At 64.5% G+C, this 18,687-nt stretch carries 16 protein-coding genes; 5 read left to right on the top strand and 11 right to left on the bottom strand.

Annotated features, from left to right (window positions below; genetic code table 11):
* Nucleotides 1–54: 54 nt before the first annotated feature.
* Nucleotides 55–471 carry an ECF-type sigma factor gene (locus tag OG225_RS43365; protein ID WP_405183684.1) on the top strand — a complete coding sequence of 139 codons (417 nt, stop codon included), beginning with the start codon at nt 55–57 and terminating at the stop codon, nt 469–471.
* A 37-nt stretch (nt 472–508) separates the two neighbouring features.
* On the opposite strand, the gene OG225_RS43360 is transcribed toward OG225_RS43365, so the two are convergent.
* The 11 genes from OG225_RS43360 to OG225_RS43310 form a co-directional block, all read right to left on the bottom strand.
* The gene (locus OG225_RS43360) at nt 509–772 is read right to left on the bottom strand and encodes a hypothetical protein (protein ID WP_331760979.1); all 264 of its coding nucleotides are present in this window, start codon (nt 770–772) and stop codon (nt 509–511) included.
* 418 nt (nt 773–1,190) lie between these two features.
* Entirely contained in the window at nt 1,191–2,489 is a 1,299-nt protein-coding gene (locus tag OG225_RS43355) for a M23 family metallopeptidase (protein WP_331760977.1), read from the bottom strand.
* A gap of 382 nt (nt 2,490–2,871) precedes the next feature.
* Nucleotides 2,872–3,519, bottom strand: coding sequence for a hypothetical protein (locus tag OG225_RS43350; protein ID WP_405183683.1), 648 nt, complete (start codon nt 3,517–3,519; stop codon nt 2,872–2,874).
* 1,026 nt (nt 3,520–4,545) lie between these two features.
* Nucleotides 4,546–6,372 (bottom strand): hypothetical protein, encoded by a 1,827-nt coding sequence (locus OG225_RS43345; RefSeq protein ID WP_331760973.1) that lies wholly within the window; start codon nt 6,370–6,372, stop codon nt 4,546–4,548.
* Nucleotides 6,369–6,494: a hypothetical protein gene (locus OG225_RS43340; protein ID WP_405183682.1), complete on the bottom strand. Its 126-nt coding sequence runs from the start codon at nt 6,492–6,494 to the stop codon at nt 6,369–6,371. Before OG225_RS43340 ends, OG225_RS43345 begins: the two co-directional genes overlap by 4 nt.
* A 571-nt stretch (nt 6,495–7,065) precedes the next feature.
* Nucleotides 7,066–7,470 carry an RNA-binding S4 domain-containing protein gene (locus OG225_RS43335; protein ID WP_331760971.1) on the bottom strand — a complete coding sequence of 135 codons (405 nt, stop codon included), beginning with the start codon at nt 7,468–7,470 and terminating at the stop codon, nt 7,066–7,068.
* 4 nt (nt 7,471–7,474) lie between these two features.
* Nucleotides 7,475–8,125: a C40 family peptidase gene (locus OG225_RS43330; RefSeq protein WP_405183681.1), complete on the bottom strand. Its 651-nt coding sequence runs from the start codon at nt 8,123–8,125 to the stop codon at nt 7,475–7,477.
* Between the two features lie 699 nt (nt 8,126–8,824).
* Nucleotides 8,825–10,918, bottom strand: a complete 2,094-nt coding sequence (locus OG225_RS43325; RefSeq protein ID WP_405183680.1) for a biotin/lipoyl-containing protein — start codon at nt 10,916–10,918, stop codon at nt 8,825–8,827.
* Nucleotides 10,919–10,941: 23 nt separating this feature from the next.
* The gene (locus OG225_RS43320; RefSeq protein ID WP_405183679.1) at nt 10,942–11,064 is read right to left on the bottom strand and encodes a hypothetical protein; all 123 of its coding nucleotides are present in this window, start codon (nt 11,062–11,064) and stop codon (nt 10,942–10,944) included.
* A 2,140-nt stretch (nt 11,065–13,204) separates the two neighbouring features.
* Nucleotides 13,205–14,122 (bottom strand): hypothetical protein, encoded by a 918-nt coding sequence (locus OG225_RS43315; RefSeq protein ID WP_405183678.1) that lies wholly within the window; start codon nt 14,120–14,122, stop codon nt 13,205–13,207.
* Nucleotides 14,123–14,432: 310 nt separating this feature from the next.
* On the bottom strand, nt 14,433–15,344 hold the full coding sequence (locus OG225_RS43310; protein ID WP_405183714.1) for a hypothetical protein: 912 nt from the start codon (nt 15,342–15,344) through the stop codon (nt 14,433–14,435).
* Nucleotides 15,345–15,631: 287 nt separating this feature from the next.
* Between OG225_RS43310 and OG225_RS43305 the strand changes: the two genes are divergently transcribed.
* The 4 genes from OG225_RS43305 to OG225_RS43290 all read left to right on the top strand — a co-directional run bounded on the left by OG225_RS43305 (nt 15,632) and on the right by OG225_RS43290 (nt 18,116).
* Nucleotides 15,632–15,892, top strand: a complete 261-nt coding sequence (locus OG225_RS43305) for a hypothetical protein (RefSeq protein WP_405183713.1) — start codon at nt 15,632–15,634, stop codon at nt 15,890–15,892.
* Nucleotides 15,889–16,980 (top strand): site-specific integrase, encoded by a 1,092-nt coding sequence (locus tag OG225_RS43300; RefSeq protein WP_331761261.1) that lies wholly within the window; start codon nt 15,889–15,891, stop codon nt 16,978–16,980. Before OG225_RS43305 ends, OG225_RS43300 begins: the two co-directional genes overlap by 4 nt.
* Before the next feature lie 128 nt (nt 16,981–17,108).
* Entirely contained in the window at nt 17,109–17,408 is a 300-nt protein-coding gene (locus tag OG225_RS43295) for a hypothetical protein (RefSeq protein ID WP_331761260.1), read from the top strand.
* 501 nt (nt 17,409–17,909) lie between these two features.
* Entirely contained in the window at nt 17,910–18,116 is a 207-nt protein-coding gene (locus OG225_RS43290) for a hypothetical protein (RefSeq protein ID WP_331761259.1), read from the top strand.
* Nucleotides 18,117–18,687: the final 571 nt, after the last annotated feature.

The raw sequence follows: 18,687 nt of genomic DNA, 5'->3' as shown, positions 1-18,687 counted from the left end.
GGAGGACGCTGGACGCGCGGCACGCTGGTGTGTGGGGCCGACGCAGACGACATCGTGGCCCACACCGTCGAGATCGTCTTGCGACAGTGGAACGTCATCCGCACACCCAAGGCGTTCCTCTACATGGTCGCTACCCGCACCCTCGGCGCACACCGTACCGAACTCGCACGCGCACTCAGGACCTTCGAGACCGACGACGAACTGTCCGACGTCGGGTTCTTCTGGTGGCGCACCCACGATCAAGCCCCCGAAAGCGCCGCGCTGGACGAGGAGTTCACCGCCATCGCGGTCGGTGCGATGACCACCTCAGAGAAGGCCGTGTTCCTGCGCAGGATCGCCGGCTACAGCAACGCCGAGGTCGCCGCCGCACTCGCCATCACCGCCCGCGCCGCTCAACGCGCTTACGATCGGGCCCGCGAGAAAGCCCGCCGCAGCCTCAGCGACCGCGGACTCCACGACGACCGGACCTGAGCACCTAGCACTGACACCAGGTGGGACGACCGTCGAGCTACGGCTGCTCCGCCGAATCGTCAGGCCCGCTGGCACGCCCATACAGCGCAGACCCGAACTGCCGAAGCAACTCGACCTCAACACCAAGCCGCTCACGGTCGTCACGGGCGGCCATCACCTCGGCGACCGCCGCCATCCCGTAGCGCTCGACCACGCGGTGCAACGTCAAGTCGATGTCGTCATCGCCACGACGGTGTGCGGCGCGCAGCGACGCCATCTGCTCCAGGATGGCGTGCGCGTCCTGGTCCGAAATGTCGCTCACGGCCCCAATTCTCCCCGGGGCGAATCCGAACGCGTCTGCTTCCCAGCGATTCCGTGGACCCTGCCGCGTATCCCCCGGCGTACGTCGCCGACGGCGTCGGCTACACGAAGGGCACCGGCGGCGTGGCGCAAGTCGTCCCCGAGGGCGTCCAGGTCGGTGAGGTAGCAAGGCGAACGCGCCTGCTTCCAGCGATCCGGCCGCCGCACGCAGCGTGTGCCGACGCATCCAGCCGGTGAACCCGTCGCGGGTGTGGGCCCGAGGGCTGGGACTCGTCGGTCGAATCGTCACGTGATCCCGCTGTTGTGCCGCTGCGGGAAGTCGGCGACGACAGAGACTGCCGCTGCGGCTACTGACCACCTAGGCGTCATGCTTGCGTCGAAACCTCGCTGCCGGTCGATCCACTGCTTGGTTGTAGTGGTCACGAGGCCCATGACGAGAGTGGCATCTGAGCACCCCGGTCCTCCAGCCAGGGTAATGGGTCGATCTTGAAGTTGTCGATGTCCCAGACCTCGAAGTACAGGTGTGGGAAAGGAGACCCGCCACCGACTTTCGCGATCTGGTCGCCTGTGGAAACCTGCTCGCCTGCCGTCACCGCCGGTTGCCGGATATGGCCGTATACCGTCACCGTTCCGTCGCTGTGGCGCAGGTACACCCAATCGGACTCAACCGCGTCAACCACACCGTCGGCGACGGCGGTTACCGGAGTTCCGATGGCGGCGGCGACGGCGATGCCGGTGTACGGGACGTTGTGGTCGGGGAAGAGTCGATCGGTGAAGCGACGTATCACGGTCTGGTAGGGCTGTGCTTGAGGGTCGATGGGATGATGTGCCATCACCGGTACATCGGAGTCCGCAGCGGAAACGACCGTGATCTGCGGAAGATCTGGGGCGTACCAGTGTGTTACGTCGGGTCGAGGTGCGCGTGGTGTCGACGCAGGAAGCGGCGACCGGGACAGAATCCACGCCACGGCGACGCTGGTGAGCATGTGGTGCAACCTGGATGTCGTCGCACGAGAACGCGCATGCCGACCGCGGACGCGGGGCGTCGTGCGCTCGGCCCGGCTGTCAGCCGAGATCTGAACTGGCTCAACAACGACTGATTCGATCGACGCAGAACCGACAACGCGTGCATCAGAGATCGCCCCTTGCCGGAGGGCAGCAGCGGTGACACCGAGAACCATCCAGGATACGGCGATCGCGACGTCGAAGATCAAAGACCAGCGTGGGCTGATGTTTTCGGTGAAGGTCACCCACGCTGCCGATAGCGTGCAGGCAGGAACCAACACCAGCGCCGCAGCCTGTGCTCGAATCCATCGGTCTCGGTCGCTCGATGTGGAGGCTGCATTCGGCGCAGGCACCGATGGCGACCCCGGTTGGCCGTTGGCGGGTGCGACGGGGGGTGCTTTGACGAGATGCCACGCGCCCATGACCGTTTCGACATCAGATGCTGGCAGACCGCAACCGACGAAGAACGCTCTGACCTGCTCACCTTTGGTTGGAACGTGGGGGCGCCGCTCATCGAGAAAGGTGTAGGCGGTGCTTCGCGGCAGCACACGGCGGCCGTCGATCGCCCCCGCATTCTTCGAGATCTGTCCCGCGTTGAGGCCCGATGCCATCTGCACGGCGCGCATCAACTCCAGAAAATCCTGCTCAGTGCTCACCTGCAAGCCGAGCGCGGCGAAGACCGATCCGTCGACACCGGCCACGGCGCTGCTCATCGATCCTCGCAGCCCGCCGCACCAATCACCCCGGGACTGTGTCGCGCGTGTGCGGCCTTCGATGAGCACCACGCACGCGCGACTGCCGACTCCTGCGAGGCGTCCCAGGAATCGGCGGTGGCGGCAGGTTCGGCATCGGTCTCACCGGTGCGCTCGACGCAGGCAGCGCCGACGGTGGCCAGATCCCTCACGTGAGAAGCGCCCAACGTTGGCGCGATACCACCGCGCCCCCACCGACCTACTGACACGGCACGGTAGAGCGAGCTGCACGCTGACCACCTGACGACATGGTGGCCTACCCGCCCAGCAGCCCCTCCACGGATCGGTGTGCTCGCGGCGCCGATCGCGCAGACGGGTGCTGGCTTGTGCGGCATCGGATCCGTTACTCTTGGCCGCTGGTCGTGTTGTCCTGGGTGAGGGCGGACTTGACGATGCCGCCCACCGCGATCGCAGCATCCGCGACCACGCCGACCGCCTTGCGGCCGCGACCGCGGCGAACGCGTCGACGGTAGACCAGAACCACGATCGCGCCCACCACTGTTACCGCGCTCATGCTCACGGCGCTCAGGATGTCGATGTCGACGTGGGCCAAGGCCAGGACACCGATGAAGAGCAACACCATCGGCACCAGTGCCAGCAGCACCAACGCGCCGCGATCCGGCTCCCGTTCCGACTCGGCGGAGGAACCGATCTGCTCGGGCTTGGTGTCGCTCGGCGTCGCAGAAGCGTTCGCGCTGTGCTCACACGATCCGCAGGCAGCTGCGATCGCAGCGGGATCGGGCCCGCCCGGTTGCGCGAACGGCACCACGCTCGGACCACCAACGTCGTTCGCGTTCGGACCGGCGAGAGCTGCCGGAACCCGCTGCGAACCGGTGTGGTGTGCCGAGATGGAGTCGCGCTGTGGGTGACACATTACCGATTCTCCCTTCATTTCCGTCGTGGGCCCGCTCGGGGCGAGCAGGCCCACGACCTGGAATGCGGCCGATATGTCAACGGCCCCGATCTGCAAATCGGAGCCATTCGTCGTCACGGGTATGACGATGCGCTGAGTAAAGCACATGGATGTCCCCGAAGTGAAATCGAATACCCCCTCGCGAGAACAATACGAGACTCGGAAAAGGGATGTCTTCAATCGGTCTTTCCGAGGAATATTTTCCTATGCAAACTATCTGATATAACAAAGGCTCGGAATGGGTTTTCGAGGTAGTCTACGTGCGTCCATGTCGCCGCCAGGCGACATCTGGACACCACCTTCGAACGTAGACAAACCCGGCCCCACCTGCATAGATAGGTTGGACGATTTCTTTTTGCGGATTGAGTTGAATCAGACCCCTCCCCCGTGAAAGACTGAGCTGGGGCGGGTTGTGCCCGTTCCCGAAAGCCCCCGAACTCCCTGCAATGGAATGCGGCCGAGAATTGGGGTGAATGGTGGGTCACTCATCTGCAAATGGGTGGCCCACCCTCGGCTTTTTCGAGGCGAGATGAATTGTATTAATATCGACCGAAAACTTGATTCGAAAAAATATCGATTGACGCGTCGGATGGAAAAGCGGGATGGCGTACTCGAGAATTGCAGTCGGTTCCAGTTGGCAATTCATTCCGAAATGTAATGGCACGCCCCGGCCCGAGCGGGTCCGGCCATTGCGCGCGCGAAGTCGACGACACAAGTGACCGCTGGGATGAACGGGCGACCCGCAGCAGCAGTCCGAGCTCAACGGAACGATGTTGTGCTCTCGGCCCTGAGCGCGGCTCTGCACGGGAGCTACAGCCGCCGTTCAGCAGCCACCGGCGCTGGACTACGCAGGATCGAGAAAGCCTCTGCCACAGCTGATAAGCCGAGGATTGGGAAGGCTCGAGCGCTGCTGGAAGACAATCCCCGGTGATCCGTCAAGTCGGGTCGCCGCATCGCCAACGCGAAGGGAATTCCCTCGCGCAGGAGCTGTCATGACGAGGCCGGTCGACGAGGGCAGAGCACAGCCCAGCGCGCCACGATAGCGGCCAGCCGACGGCTGGCCGCTATCTCACTCACTTCTCTGCCCAGCGCCTATCGACCGCCTCACACGGCAGCGCGCATACTCCAGGCGCAGTCCACCACTGCCACAACCTCTCCGGAGCCAACGCCTACATTCTCGGGCTGTTTGATCCTCACGGTTCCCTCGATCGGTGCGTGCAAGAAGAACGCGACCCTGCCCGACCTGAAGAGAGCGAGTTTGTCATCGAGACTGACCGGATCACCGTCGCGCACAAGCCAACGCTCGATATGCCCGTCGACTCTCCCGTGGGGAAGCCACGGCACGGCGACCGCGCCGCGGCTCTGCGATTCCGGCGTGAGGTCCTGCTCGCTGATCAAATCCTGCACCACGCCCGGGACTGCGCCGGGTTCCAGCACAGCACTACCGAATGCGGTGACCGGGGGCACATACTGCACCTCGTCCCAGGATGACGGCATCTCATCTGTTGCCCAGAAGTCGTTCGAGGGAAGCCAGGAGTCGCCCCCCCAACCGGTCTCACCCTCGCTGATACTCACCCGATCGACGTCGTGGAAACGCACGTCGATCACGCCCAGAACTTGACCGGCCTGAACCCATGTCGACCGGGGTGTGGCGATCTGGTTGAGCACGCCGACCATCCCTCGGGGCAGAGACAGGGTTTGCGTACCGCCGTCCTTGAAGGCGATTGTCAATACCGGCTGGTCATCACCGATCTCGTCGCCGACCTCGGCGAGCCAGGCGACTACTTTCACACTGGTGTCGTCTCCGATGCTCGGCAGCCGGAACGCGTTCCCCACACAGAAGCTGGCAACCCGGCGGCAGTGCGTGACAGAACGCTGGTTCAAATCGCCGACCATCACACGGCGGTTGTCCGGCGACAGATGAACGACCTGGCCCTCACCGGCATAGATGCCGACACGCTTCCTGGAAAACGTGACGATGTCGCCGGGTTCCAGTGCCATCGCATCCACCGGGTCGCCGGCGCAATCCATGTTCCGGTGCAGCGCGAACCCGGCTTCTTCGAACATGCGCCGAACGAACTCCTCCGCCGACGACTTGTACAGCATGCCGACTCGGTCCTGCGCAGCACGCAAGGCGAGCAGCCCCGGCGATGGCTGTCGCTCGTTTGCCTCCACGGCGCCGAGATCCGAGGTTTCGCTGGCTGTAGCTGACACCTCGAGCCGATCAGCCGGGGTCGCCGGGCGAGGCAGCGCGACACGGCCAGACCAACTGCGTGCTCGAGTCCACCATGACTGTCGGCGTCTCCACGGAAGTACGAGCAGGGCGACGACCACGACAGCAGATGTCAACGGCCGCGGTTGTCCCGCGATCTCGATTCCCGCCCACAGTCCCGAATCCAGCACATACCCCACCCCCGACACCGTCGCCACGACCGACAACGCGTACCAAACGTGACTGCGCCGATGCGCTGGATCTGTTTGCGCTGGGCCGATGTCGGGCGTATCCGACAGCGTCGGCTTCAGAGGCGGGGAATCCGCGGCGACCGGGTCGGCGATGCGGGCGGTAGCCGACTCGTCATCGACCCGTTCTCCAGACGGCTGCGACCAGTCGGGTATGCCGAGGGGGGCATCGCTGCACAGGCCGCGCCACAGATCCAATACATGCTGCACCTGCCTCGGCGAGCAGCCACAAGCGTCGAACCAGGCCGCGACATGCTCTTTCTTGCTGGGAAGCCGGGACGGCCCGGTCCTCTGTTGTATGTAGCTGTAGGCCGTCGAACGGGGAATACCGGTCAGAACATTCAGGCTGTGTGCTGTGAGTCCGGCCATCGTCAGCACCCGTTTCATCAGGGCGCGGAACTCGTCTTTCGTGCTCGCAGTGAGGATTGCGTCATCGACGGCGACAGCTCTGTCCAATGTCGCGGTGCTCATTCGACGGGGTCACCACATCCGGCCGCACGGCGACTCACCGGGCCCCCAGCGTGGAAACCGGGCGGTGAGATGTACCCGTGCAGCCAGGTCGAATCGCCATCGCGGACGTCGATGTAGGCCATGAACCCCGCTCCTCTGCATCAGGTGTTCCTGTTTCTCCAGCAGGCAATGCGAATCGTTCCTCCGTCGTCACCCGCAGGAAGAGACACCGCACCGACAGTTCATGGAGATGGTGTGTCGAACCGGACAAGCCTCGCGTGCCCACCGCAGATCCATCACGGTCACAACTGCAAGTCGATCTAGGCCGATCTGCACCCCAACCAGATCCCCTGAGTCCGTACCGAACCCGCCGATCCGTGCGCGACCAACCCGGCCGCCGCATGAGCGCACCGTCAGTCTTCCACGACAGCCCCGTCGAAGCCAGCCTGTCGACGAAACAACCCCGCAGGATGCCAGACCAGCCGCCCAACCAACGACCTCCACCGATCCGAGACTCCGACCAGCGCATTGAACGTATTGGACTACACGTCCAACTTCCGTTGCCCAGACGTCTACATAGCCACGAGCAGTGACGTCCATGTCGACCATCCAGCCCACGAATATGGAAAAACATCCCCGGAACTGCCATTCGGACAGAGTGTCCACGTCCAACTGCGGCGCTGGGGTTTCTCGCATGGGCGATACAGCCGAAACCTAGTCCTGCGGTGGATCGTCGCGGCCGAGGAGACGGTCGGTTTCGCGACGTTCGCGCTTCGTAGGTCTGCCGCTGCCGCGATCACGACGCGGCATGGTCGCGAGAATCTCTCGCGGAGGTGGTGGCGGACTGCGGTCGATCAGGCATTGCGCGGCGATGGGCGCGCTGACGCGTTTGGTGACGACGCGCTCCACGATCACGATGCGCTCGACACCACCCGCCCGGATCCGGACCTCGTCACCGAGGCAAACCGGTTGGGCGGGTTTCGCCGTGGCACCGTTGACGCGAACGTGACCGCCCCGACATGCCTCGGCCGCAGCGGATCTCGTCTTGAACAGGCGCACCGACCAGGTCCACGAATCGACGCGGGCCTGGGACGGGGCAGCCTGCTCGGCGGGGGGCAACCCCTTATACGACGCGGCGGGCGGTGACTACATCGTCGGCGTCGAGGTGGGTGTAGGACACCGGGGTACCCGACTGGACTGCATTGAGCAGCTTGCCGTCGCCCGCGTAGATGCCGACGTGGCCGCCGCCGTTGGTGATCACGATGTCACCGGGCTGCAAGTTCTGGAAAGCGACGGGAGCGCCGACATGCGACTGCTCGAAGCTGGTGCGCGGCAGTTCGACACCGGCCTGACGGAACGCCCACTGCACGAGACCGGAGCAGTCGAAGCTGACCGGGCCCGCGGCGCCCCAGGAGTACTGGGCGCCCACCTTCGACCGAGCGGCGTCGAGCGCCTTCGCGGCCGGGGAGTGGTCTTCCATGAGGTTCGGGAACTGGAGTCCGCCCTGCGGAACCGCGGGCAGTGTGCCGAAGGCGCCCTGCGGGATCGCGGGCTGCTGGGACAGAGCCGCAGCGATTTTGTGGCCTTTGCTGGCGTTGAGGATGTTCAGCGCTTGCTGCTGCGGGATCACTGTCCCCCGTTGCTTCATCACCGCGACGGCAGCGCGGTTCAAAGCGGCGGCGTCCCGGACGATCTCCTGGTCGGAATCGGTGGCCTGCGCCTGCGGTTCGGCCGGGATCGCGTCAGCGGGAACCGCAGCGACTGGTGTGGACACAGCTGGACCGACTTCTGCGTTCCGCTCTGCGGCTACCGCTTCGGCCGACACCGAAGGTGCCCCCGGTCGAGTCGGTACGGCACAGTGCTTTCGTATGGCGACGTCCCAGGTGGCGAGAACCCATAGTCCGACTACCGCGACGTCGATAGCCGAAGACCATCGTAGGCCGACGGTTTCGGTGACTACTGCCCACGCCGCCGACAGCGCGCATGCTGGCACCAGCACGAGCATTGCGGCCAGTGCTCCAACCCGCCGGCCTCGATAAGCGGACGATTCCGTCGGTTCCGGGGCGCGGGGCGGCAGTGGCGAGACATTCAGAGCGCTCTCGAGCGCCGCCGACCGTGCCTGATCGAGGCTTCGCCACCTGTCCATGACCGCTTCGATCTGCCATCGCGTCAACTCACACGCCAGAAAAAAAGCCCGGACCTGCTCGTACCGGGTCGGGATCCGGGTCTGAGACCTATGAACGAACTTGTAGGCGGTGCTCCTGGGCAGCACGAAACGGCCCTCGATCTCGCCGGCTTTTCGGTGGATCTGTCCGGGATTGAGTCCCGACGCCTTCTGCGCGGAACGCATCAACGCGACGAACTCGATCTCGGTACTCACATCGAGGTCGAGTGCGGCGAGGCCGGATCCGACGGTATCGGCCGCGGCGCTCTTCATCGGTCATCGCATTCGACGGCGGCAACCGAGTTCAGGTCAGGCAATGTCCATCCTCGGCGCGTAGGTGGTTCCCACCACTCCGACGACATCACCGGAGGCGACGCCACCTTCTGACACCAGGATCTTCACTATCCCTCGGCCCGGGGACCGAAGAACCAGGTCGAACCCGGCCGTCCTGACCACAGCGATAAGCTCGTCCACCTCGACCGAGTCGCCTTCCCTCACCAGCCAACGTGTGAGAGAACCGTCGACCGCCGCCCGATTGAGCCGAGGCACGGTGATCATCTTGTCCATCGCCGCACCCTGGCTACCGGTCTGCTCGCCGGTCACCCCCCAACCCGGGCCCGGCTTGAATCTCGGATCACCAGGATCGGCCTTGCGCGTATCGGAGGCCGCGACATCGGCTGGTCGCCGGACAGGTTCAGCACGGACCGCGCCAGCAGCGACATCGGCCTCGGGGTGCACCTCGGTGAATACAGCGGGCTTGTCCCCGTTTTCGCGGTCGGCCGGAGTCGACCGTGCTGGACCGCGCTCCTGTATCGATCGCCAATTCACCACCCAACGGCTGCTGGTGTCCAACTCCTCGGCATGCCGATCGGCCCGCATACTGACGCACGGAACGTCGGCGATGTCGTCAGTGGTTGCCTCATCTGTGCGGGGCTCGACCTGGGCGAAAAGAGCATCCATGTAGTCGGGAACCAGCGTGATTGCGGCTGACCGCACTTCGACGTCGGCGCAGCGCACCTCGTCGATCACCCCCAAGATGTGATCGGTCCACACGCAGGACGAGGTCGGGGCGGCGATCTGCTTGAAAACGGCGACCATTCCGGGCGGCAGAAACAGAGTCCTTTTCTCGCCGTTGCTACAGACGATCCGCACTATCGGCTCGCCACCACCGATCTCGTCGCCGACCTGCGCGAGCCAACGGTCCACCCTCACACCGACCGAATCGTTGATCCTCGGCAACCTGATCAAAGGCCCCGGCAAGTAGGGACGTATCCGCCAGCAGTCCACCGCAGCTCGCGCGTTCAGCAGGCTGATGACCACGTCACGCTCCGGTGACAGATGAACAATGTTCCCCTCGCCGGCATAGAGCCCGAAACCCACCTCGTGATCGGAGGATTTGACGATGTCGCCGGGCATCAACGTATCCGTGGCCACCCGATCGCCTGCGAGACCCAAGTTGCGACGCAGCGTGAAACCGACGTTCTGGAACATCCACAGAACGAACCCCTCCTGGGTCAAGGTGTCCGAATAGCCTGAGCCGACTCTGTCGAGCGCTTGTGCCAGAGCATCCAGGCCAGGTGATCGTTGTGGCACTTCGTCGGTGCCGACAGCGGGCGTATCCTCGCCCGCGACGACCACATCGGCAACGACCGAGGCCGATATGTCGACTACGTCGGTCACGCGCGGACTGTCGCGTGCCTGCACCTGCGACAACTCTTCACCAGTCCCGGCAGAAGGCAATCCAGGCGGCCCGCCGTGAAGTTCCCCGGTCGCACGCGATGCGGTGATCAGCCGCTCACCCCGACGGGCGAGCGACCCGACTACGCCAACCATCGCGACCATGATCAGCGCGGAGATCACCGGCCGCGGCCGCCCTGCGATCTCCCAACCCGCCCACAGCCCGGAATCCACCACGAACACCGCCACCAGAAACACGAGCACCAGCACGGCCGACGACGGAACGAGCCAATCCATCAGTCCGGCCAGCGCGCCGGTGCGCGCCCCGGCCGACTCCACCACCGCTACGACAGGCGATGAGGTCACCGGCTCGAGCGGCTTCGCCCCGCCACCGATGATCGCTGGGTCTTCACTCTGATCAATCCGCGGTTCAGCCGGTTGCAGCGGGGCACCGTCGCGCAGACTGCGCCACACACGCAGCACCTGCTGCACCTGCGCGGGCGAGCAGCCACAGGCTTCGAACAATGCTGTGACGTGCTCTTCCTTATCCCTGCGAGGAAAGGGGCGCTCGCCGTGCTGGATCCAGCTGGAGGTCGTAGATTTCGGAAAACCGGTCAGCTTCTCAAGGCGGTAGGGCGTGAGTCCGGCCGACCTCATCATCGTTCTCATCAGGATGCCGAACTCGTCCTTGGTGCCCGCCGTGAGCATCGCATCCTCGACGCCCACGTGCCCGGTCGATGTCGTAGTACTCATTCGCCGTGGTCACCGAATCCGACTTCACTGCGGCGCACCAACTCCCGAAAGCAGACACCACGACACCCGGCATGCCGCAGCAGGCGCGGGTCGCCGTCGTCGGCGCTGAGGTGGGCCACGAGTGTCACTCCTCTGGAAGGGTTCCCGCGGCAGACAGCGCATCGTTCGTCCATTCGACCCGTGCATGCGGGGACACCGCACCGAAAAGTTCGTGGAGATTGTGGGTCGAACCGGACGAGCCTCGCGTGTCACCGCAGATCCATCACGGTCACAACAACAAGTCGAAATGCCGATCTCGCACCCCAACCAGATCCCCTGAGTCCGCACCGAACCCGACAATCCGTGCGCGACCTACCCGACCGCTGCATGAGCACGTGACCAAGAGTGTTCCACGACAAGCCATGTGGAAGCCAGCCAGAAGACGAAAATCAACTCCGAAGTTGCGTAACCAGCCGTCCACCAGCCCAGACCACCAGTCCTAGCGCTCTGAACAGTGCGTTAGACGCTATGGACCACGCGTCCGAACTCGGTTGCCGCAACGTCCACGAGCCCAATCCACAATGGCGTCCACATCAACATCCACATCCGCGTATTCGCGACACCTCATACCCTCTGACCAGTCATTTAGACAATCTCCATGGCCACCTGCACGTCCGAGGCGTCAGATGGTCGACACCCTCGACCAAATCACCGCGCCCCTCCGTCCTCAGCGAGGCCGACGCGTCTTTCGCGTCGGCGCCGACGTCGGCGCGCGGCTCAGAAGAAACGTCGGCACCCCCTAGGGATTTCACCGACTCACGGTCTGAAACTGCGGTCGCCCACAACCACCCAGCCGTTGACCCGGCTCCCACTGAACCCAGCTTCGGCCAAGGGGCACCCCTCGAGCGTCACAGCGTCAATCGATTCCAGTAACCGGACGCACGACTGTCGGGAGAGCATGGACAGCCGGACCGGACGGGCATTGCCGACAAGGACGCCACTACCCCCGAAAGGGGCGAATGGCATCCGGGTCATCCCGCGTACTTCGTGCGAGCCGGTGACCGAGCAACCCGATGATCGTTACAAGGATGTGACCGAGCCTCCAGGTTGCACGCAGAAAAATTGGAATAACACTCCCATGTGGTCCCCTACACGGGAATTTAAAAATCCGAGTCCGAATTGCCCGGATTGGCGCCAGCGGCAAAGGAGCCGCTTGTTGCCGAAATGACGAACGAGCCGTATCTTCATAATCGGCAAGAACGAATAGCTCCAACCACGAGTAACGGTCCGCATGCGAATGCGGACCGTTGCCCACTCCGTAGAGCCGAGAAGCTTTCCGATATTTAAACCCAAGATTTACGGAGGCGATGCCGAACTCAAATAGACAAGAGAAAGAGAGAATCAATGAACACGGATAACAACAAAAGACGAGGTTCCGTCGAAATTGCCCTGAGGACACAGGCGCGGCGGGATCTAGGTAGGCGGCCCTGGTCGTCGCACGCCAAGAGATTAGGCAGGCTGATCAGCCTAATCTACTGGCTCCTGAAAGTCGTGGACTTCTTGGCCAACAGTGGACTGTCGCTGTGATGACGCTGTCGATCGGACACCGTCCTCGAGCATCGAGATATCGAACAGGCATCCCTGGCGATTCGAACGCACGGAAATAGATAAGCCGCCGAAGCCCTGCGCGAGGCCGCACAGCTCTCGTTCGGGGCAACGGGTATCACCCAATATTCCAACCGCATCAGTTCACTCGAACTTCCAACCGGACAGACATCAAATTCGAGTAATTAATGAATGGAGGTCATTGGTAACGTAGAGTCGCAGCATTCGCTACCGGCCAAATTTTCGCATATAAGCATGCTCCCACTGTCGCAGCCGTAGAAGAGGGCGGTGCCCAACATCATCGGCGTTGCTGCTGGGTCAGGCTGTCGACTCCACACCCAGCTCCACTGGTGTTGTAATCGATCAGTGGGCTACGTCGCAGCCCTTTCGGGCCTACGAGCCTTCGCCCGACGCACCGGCACGTGGTGATCCCTCATCCTGCTCCGGCTCGAGGGTGACCGCGCGCCCCGAAAGGGGCTGATGGGCTGGTGAATCGGCAGAACGCTCTCGATCTGGTCGACTGCCCGTGCGGCTGCACGCTTCGCTCCCGGGCTCATGCAGTGGAATGTCGACCGAGACGCGGGATTGGGCGTCGCGGGGCCTCTATGGGCAAGCGTCCAGCCTCACTTCCCCAACACATTCCGCGTGTGGCGACAGTGCACCACAGCTGCGGAGCTATGCGGCCGGACGGCGCTGGGTACCGTAGCGATAGGCATCGCCGAGCTGTTCAGTCCACCATGTCCGAATCCAGTCGTCGCTGTCTTCGCCCTGGTCGATGACCCCAGAGCCGACGACCGTATCGGCCAAGTCGACGTCGGACAGCGCAGTTTCGCCGGCCATGAGAATCCGGTCGCGCTCGATGATCTCAACGACCTCACCCGCCTTGGTGACGGCGGTGTAGGGAAAGCCCCCGGCCACGTCCCATGCGATCTGATCGGCGGACTCGGCAAACGACGCCGAGTGATAGCCGAGGTCGGTCAACCCCGCATACAACGTCATGTCATCGAGAAGTACGGCACGCCGGACCTGTCTGCTGCGCCCGGTCGGAGACATGAGCGTCATACCGTCGAGCAACAGGTCGTTGTGCTCGGCCGCGCGCGGCCAGTACGGATGACGGCACTCGTAAGTGTGCTGGATGTATTCCTCGAGGGGGAAACGAGCAATGTCGCCGTCGTCGGCGCGGCGGGTAAGCGACGGGTCGCATCGATCGAAGAACCGCATAGCGTCGAGAAGAGTCTCGACGACCGGTCGGCCCGCGACCGAATCCCGATAGCGGTCATGGGGGGTGCGGCTCTGATTCGGTTCGCCATGGCGAACCTCGGCGGGCAGGTCGGCATATTCCTTCCACTGCGGGAACACCCGCCACGGGTAGTCGCGCGGCCCGCTGACCACGCGGTCGGTGTCCACGTCGATGGGTGCGTGTCGGTGAACCTCGGAATTGCGGATCAACAGCAACCCGCGCACAACTCGGCCGTCGCGGTCACTCGACCACAAAGCCGTGTAGCGGGCGCTTTCGGCCGGACTCAGCAACTCACACATCAAAGTATCGATCGTGCGCATCACCGTCACCGCGTCGGCGGTGTCGATCGACACCTGCTCGGTGTCGATTTCGAAACCCTCGCGGTACAACGCGACATCGCTGCTGACGGTCGCCGACCACACTCGTGCGATCGCGTCGCCGAATGCGCGGTACTTTCGTCGCAACTGCTCCCGGCCGGGGCTGGGAGGGATCTGGAACAGCCCTCGATCGGTGGCAGCAGGCTGACCGGGCATCAATGGCATCAGGTCTTCTTCCGGGACCTCACCGGGTGAAGGCAAGGGTTCCAGACTACCTCGAGGGCGACCATACTCTCGGGCTGAGAGCCGCGTGCCGCGTGATTCGCTGTCGCGGGTGGCCGGAGGGTCAGAGCGGCGGCGCGGAATCGGACTCGGCCGTCGCCGATTCCGTCGGCCCGATCGAGGCAACGACTGTCGGGATCGGAACCGGCGCGGGCACGTCCGACGACGCATATTCCGCGATTTTCGGTGTGTCCAGGCGTTCCCGGTACCGCGCGGCCACCGCCGCCGGAAGCTCGGCGACCAGTTCACGCGCGTACGCGCGATTCGCTGCCGCCCGGCGAAGCTGTTCTCGCCTGAGTCGAGGCGCCAGCGCGGCGGCCAGCGCTTCGTCCACTTCGGCCCGCCGAAGGACCAGCGCCGCATACAGTTCCGGATCGGGTTCGGTGTCCTGTTCGAGGAGCCGGGTGTCCAGCCGCGCCAGCTGCTCTGCCTCCCCGTCCGTACTCAACAGCTCGAGACGGGCCGCGACCGGCCCCGGGGCGGATTCGTCGCCGCCGTGCGCGCCGATCCACGTGTCTAGCCGCGCGGCCCGGCGCGTCGCGTCCAGGTCCGGATCGCCGAGCACGGCCGCGCTCAGGACGTCGAGATAGGCTGTCTCCCAATCGGCTTCGGCTGATTTCCAGGTGGAGTGCGCGGTCGAGCCCGACATCCCCGCAGCGTCGCCGAGTTCGCGCCAGGTGGCCTCGTTGCCGCGTTCGGCGACCGCGGCGGCCGCGACGAAGCGATCGGCGAGCGCGCGCACCGCGATCGCGTCGGCCAGCAGCGCGCCGTGTGCCTCGGAGTCCAGGGCACGGGGTGCCAGCGCGCGCGCCGCGTCCGATACCTGCGCGGCCAGCCCCGCGACCTCGAGCGCGGCCAGCGACCGCGCGGTGTACATCACCGGCACCTCCGGCGAATCCTCCGGCGCGGCGCCCAGGTTCGGATCGTCCGGAATCCCAGAGGACAGCACGGCGTATGAAATCGGTGATCCTGTCACGATATGCAGAATATCGAAGATTCCGAAAATATTCCGCATCACCGAACTCTGCGTCCACGGTTGGCAACTCCGGATAGGATCAGATTGTCACTACCGTCAGATGTCGTGCCATGTATCCGATTATCCGAAGAGTTCGATTGCTGTTCGGAGTTCCGAATAGACCGCGTCTGGCCCCCCATAACGTGGCTTGTCGGAGGTCAGGAAAAGAGCCCGAAACCGGCTACGATCAGGGTGGATGGTGTTGGTGTGCAACACCGCTGCCCGTCGACCGAAGTGGAGTGTGGTTCGTGAGCTACGGTGAGTTGGCGCTGCGGTTGCACGTCGAAGTTCTCGCGGGCAGGCTCACTCCCGGCGCGGCGATCGACCAGTTGCAGCAGTACTCCGACGGCGGACTCACCTGGCAGGGCGCGGCCGACCTCTTCGCGGGCACCCTCGCGCCTCTCGATCTCGACGGCCAAGGCAACTGCGGCGATACAGTTCAGCGTGTCGGAGGTCCGACCGACAAAGCGATCCAGCACGTCGAAGCTCCGGACGGCACCCCCCGGTGAGCGCGCCCTCACCAGCGCCGCCGACGGCCAGTCCCCTCCGATCCGACGCCGCGCGCGTCGGCCCGACCGGCGCCGTGCTCGACCCGGCGCTCACCGACCCCGCCGTCGCCGCGCTCCTCGCCGAACTCGACGCCTCGGCGTCTCGCCAGATCCCGCCGCATCCCAATACCGTCGACGCCTACGCCAACGACTGGCGCGCCTGGGTCCGCTTCCTCACCGACTTCAACGCAGCGCTGCGCGCCGCCGACCCAGATGCCCCTGAAATACCTGACACCGCAACGAATTACGGCCTGTTCGTGGCCTTCGTCGGCTGGCACGAAACCCGCGGCCTCGCCCCGGCGACCATCCGCCGCCGCGTCTACGGCGTCGCGGTCACCCAACGCCGACGCGGCGTGAGCGTGCCGCCCGAATCCCTCGCCGCCGCCCTACGCAAGACCGAGATCTACGAGGGAGAACTGGCCCGCGCCGGTCAGAAACGCGGCCGCGGCAAGGCCCCCGCGGTCGCGATCCCCCACCTGCGCCGCATCGGTGCCCGCCTGTCCGACGACACCCTCGCCGGAGTCCGCGACCATGCACTAGTGCTGCTCGGATTCGCGATCGGCGCGCGCCGATCCGACCTCGCCGCCCTCGACATCGGCGACATCGAGATCAGCGACGAGGGTCTGGTGGTCAACGTCCGCTACGGCAAGACCGGCGCACGCAGCCCCGCCGTCCCGCGTGGCACCCACCCCCGTACCTGCCCTGTGCGCGCGGTACTGGCCTGGCTCGGCGAACTCGCCGAGATCGCAATCCTGACCGGTCCCCTCTTCCGGGCCATCGACCGGCACGGCAACCTCGGTGACCGACGCCTGTCCCCGCGCGCGATCGGCGAGATCATCACCCGCACCGGCGAACTCGCAGACCTCGATATCCACGTCACCGGCCACAGCCTGCGCTCGGGCATGGCCACCGCCGCCCGCCGCGCCGGACACGACGCGAAAACCATCGCCACCCAGGGCGGCTGGAACCCCAACAGCGCGGCCCTGTTCGGCTACATGCACATCGCCGACCAGTTCGGCGACAACGCCCTCCAAGGCATAGGCCTCTGAACTGGTCCGTCAGGATCAAGTTGCACTGTGCCGCAGAATATCTTGCGTGTGAGACGGCATGCCCTCTCTCCTGGGCTGTCGCGGACGCACCGGCATCGAGGGCAACAGCGAGGACTACTCTGTAGGCCGTGACCGCGAGCTTCCCACCACCCGGCCTGGACGGCACCTACTCGGCCACATGTGTCCGTTGCCTGCGGGGAACCGATACCGGCGTGGCCTTCGAGGGCAGCGCGGAGTGGGCGATAGCAGGTCTGGTCAGCCTGGGGCTACCCGTCGAGCAGGCGGTGGCGGCCCTGGGCTGGACCGACGGCTCCGTGCCGAGCGGCCGGATCACGGTGCCGGTCCGCGTCTGCGGCACATGCGCGGCAATTCCCGGCATCCCCACAGGCATACCAGCACTCGGACTGCCCGTCGTCGGCCAGCCATAGCCGTCGACGACCCCCGTAGAACCTCCCGAAACAGCGAAGACCGTACCGGCACGATGCCGCAAGGTCACCGGACCTACCTAGCGCACTTGCTGCATCGTGCGCAACAGCGATATCGCGGCGGGGTCTACCGAGCGCCGCCGTCGACGCTCGCGCCGACCTCCGGCCCGCCGGGTTTCGCTGGCCGCGCGTCGTCGCCGCCGTCGTCGGGCATGCCACCGGCTAGGCCGAAACATTCTTTCCTGATTGTCCTTGTCGCCGTTATGCGAAACGCGCAGGTGAGCGGCGCGAAGGAAACGAGTTCCCCACGCCGGTAGCGCGACCGATGGGGACTCCATTTACGCGAAGCCATTCTGTCGCGTACTATCGGCGACAGTTACAGCTCAAGAAAATATGCGAAGTCCCCTTTCTTCGAATGGCGTGCCCCCGTGGTGCGCATTCTTCCGAAAGGGGGCATTCGTATATCCCACTGAACCGCAAGCATCATGAAAGGGCACCGCCCACATGAACGACTACAACGACATCGCCAGGCCAGATCCGCAGGAGCCGTTCTCGACCGGGCTGACCCTGCTCGCCGCTGCTGCCCAGAGCGCGATTGTCTGCGATGACCTCGGCATCGCCCCAGTTCCAGCGGCATTTATGCTGCTGGTGGTGGGTATGACGCTCGGTGCTGCCGCAATCCTCGCGACGCCGCCGTACTCCTGGCGATAGCCACTAACGGTCCGTCCACGGCCGGTCATATCGCGATCATCAACGGCCCCGATTCGCTGTATACAGCGAATCGGGGCCGTTCGTACGGAAAACGGGACCGTTACCGCACTATCATCATGCCGTTCCAGCCGAATTACCACTACACCGCCAATCCGCTACACGTAATTTCAGTACCGTACGGAGATCGTAGCGACGTTTTACGAATCTCACAACGCGGCTACTATTCAATCCTACAAGAGATTACATCCAGAATTGCTACGAAGGTTCGCTATCCAATTTGATGAACAGATCGTGCGCAGGGTCTACCGAAGATTTGAGCACCGAATCTACAACGAGTTGCTGCGAAATCTGGATCCGAGGTTCGATCTCCGACTTCACAACGAAATCCAGCTCCGGTTCCCCGGTCGGGAATTCCGCGCCGCAGACAGGGGGAACGGCGTCGCGGATGCGAAATCGACGGCCTACGACCCGATCAGCCACGAGATTTCGGCAGCCGGGAACCCGCGTGGCGAATCGTCACGTGATAAAAATGGGCTCGATCGTGCGTCGGCCGGATGCTCGGCAATCGCGC

The organism is Nocardia sp. NBC_01377 (assembly GCF_045040005.1).
GTDB lineage: Bacteria > Actinomycetota > Actinomycetes > Mycobacteriales > Mycobacteriaceae > Nocardia > Nocardia noduli.
Note: the sequence above shows the minus strand (reverse complement) of the source record. Positions and strands in the feature narration are given on the sequence as shown.

Excerpts from the sequence above, each read along its gene's own strand:
- OG225_RS43290 (WP_331761259.1), top strand. The coding sequence starts at position 17,910 with ATGAACGACTACAACGACATCGCCAGGCCAGATCCGCAGGAGCCGTTC.
- OG225_RS43340 (WP_405183682.1), bottom strand. The coding sequence starts at position 6,494 with ATGGCCTACATCGACGTCCGCGATGGCGATTCGACCTGGCTGCACGGG.
- OG225_RS43345 (WP_331760973.1), bottom strand. The coding sequence starts at position 6,372 with ATGAGCACCGCGACATTGGACAGAGCTGTCGCCGTCGATGACGCAATC.
- OG225_RS43355 (WP_331760977.1), bottom strand. The coding sequence starts at position 2,489 with ATGAGCAGCGCCGTGGCCGGTGTCGACGGATCGGTCTTCGCCGCGCTC.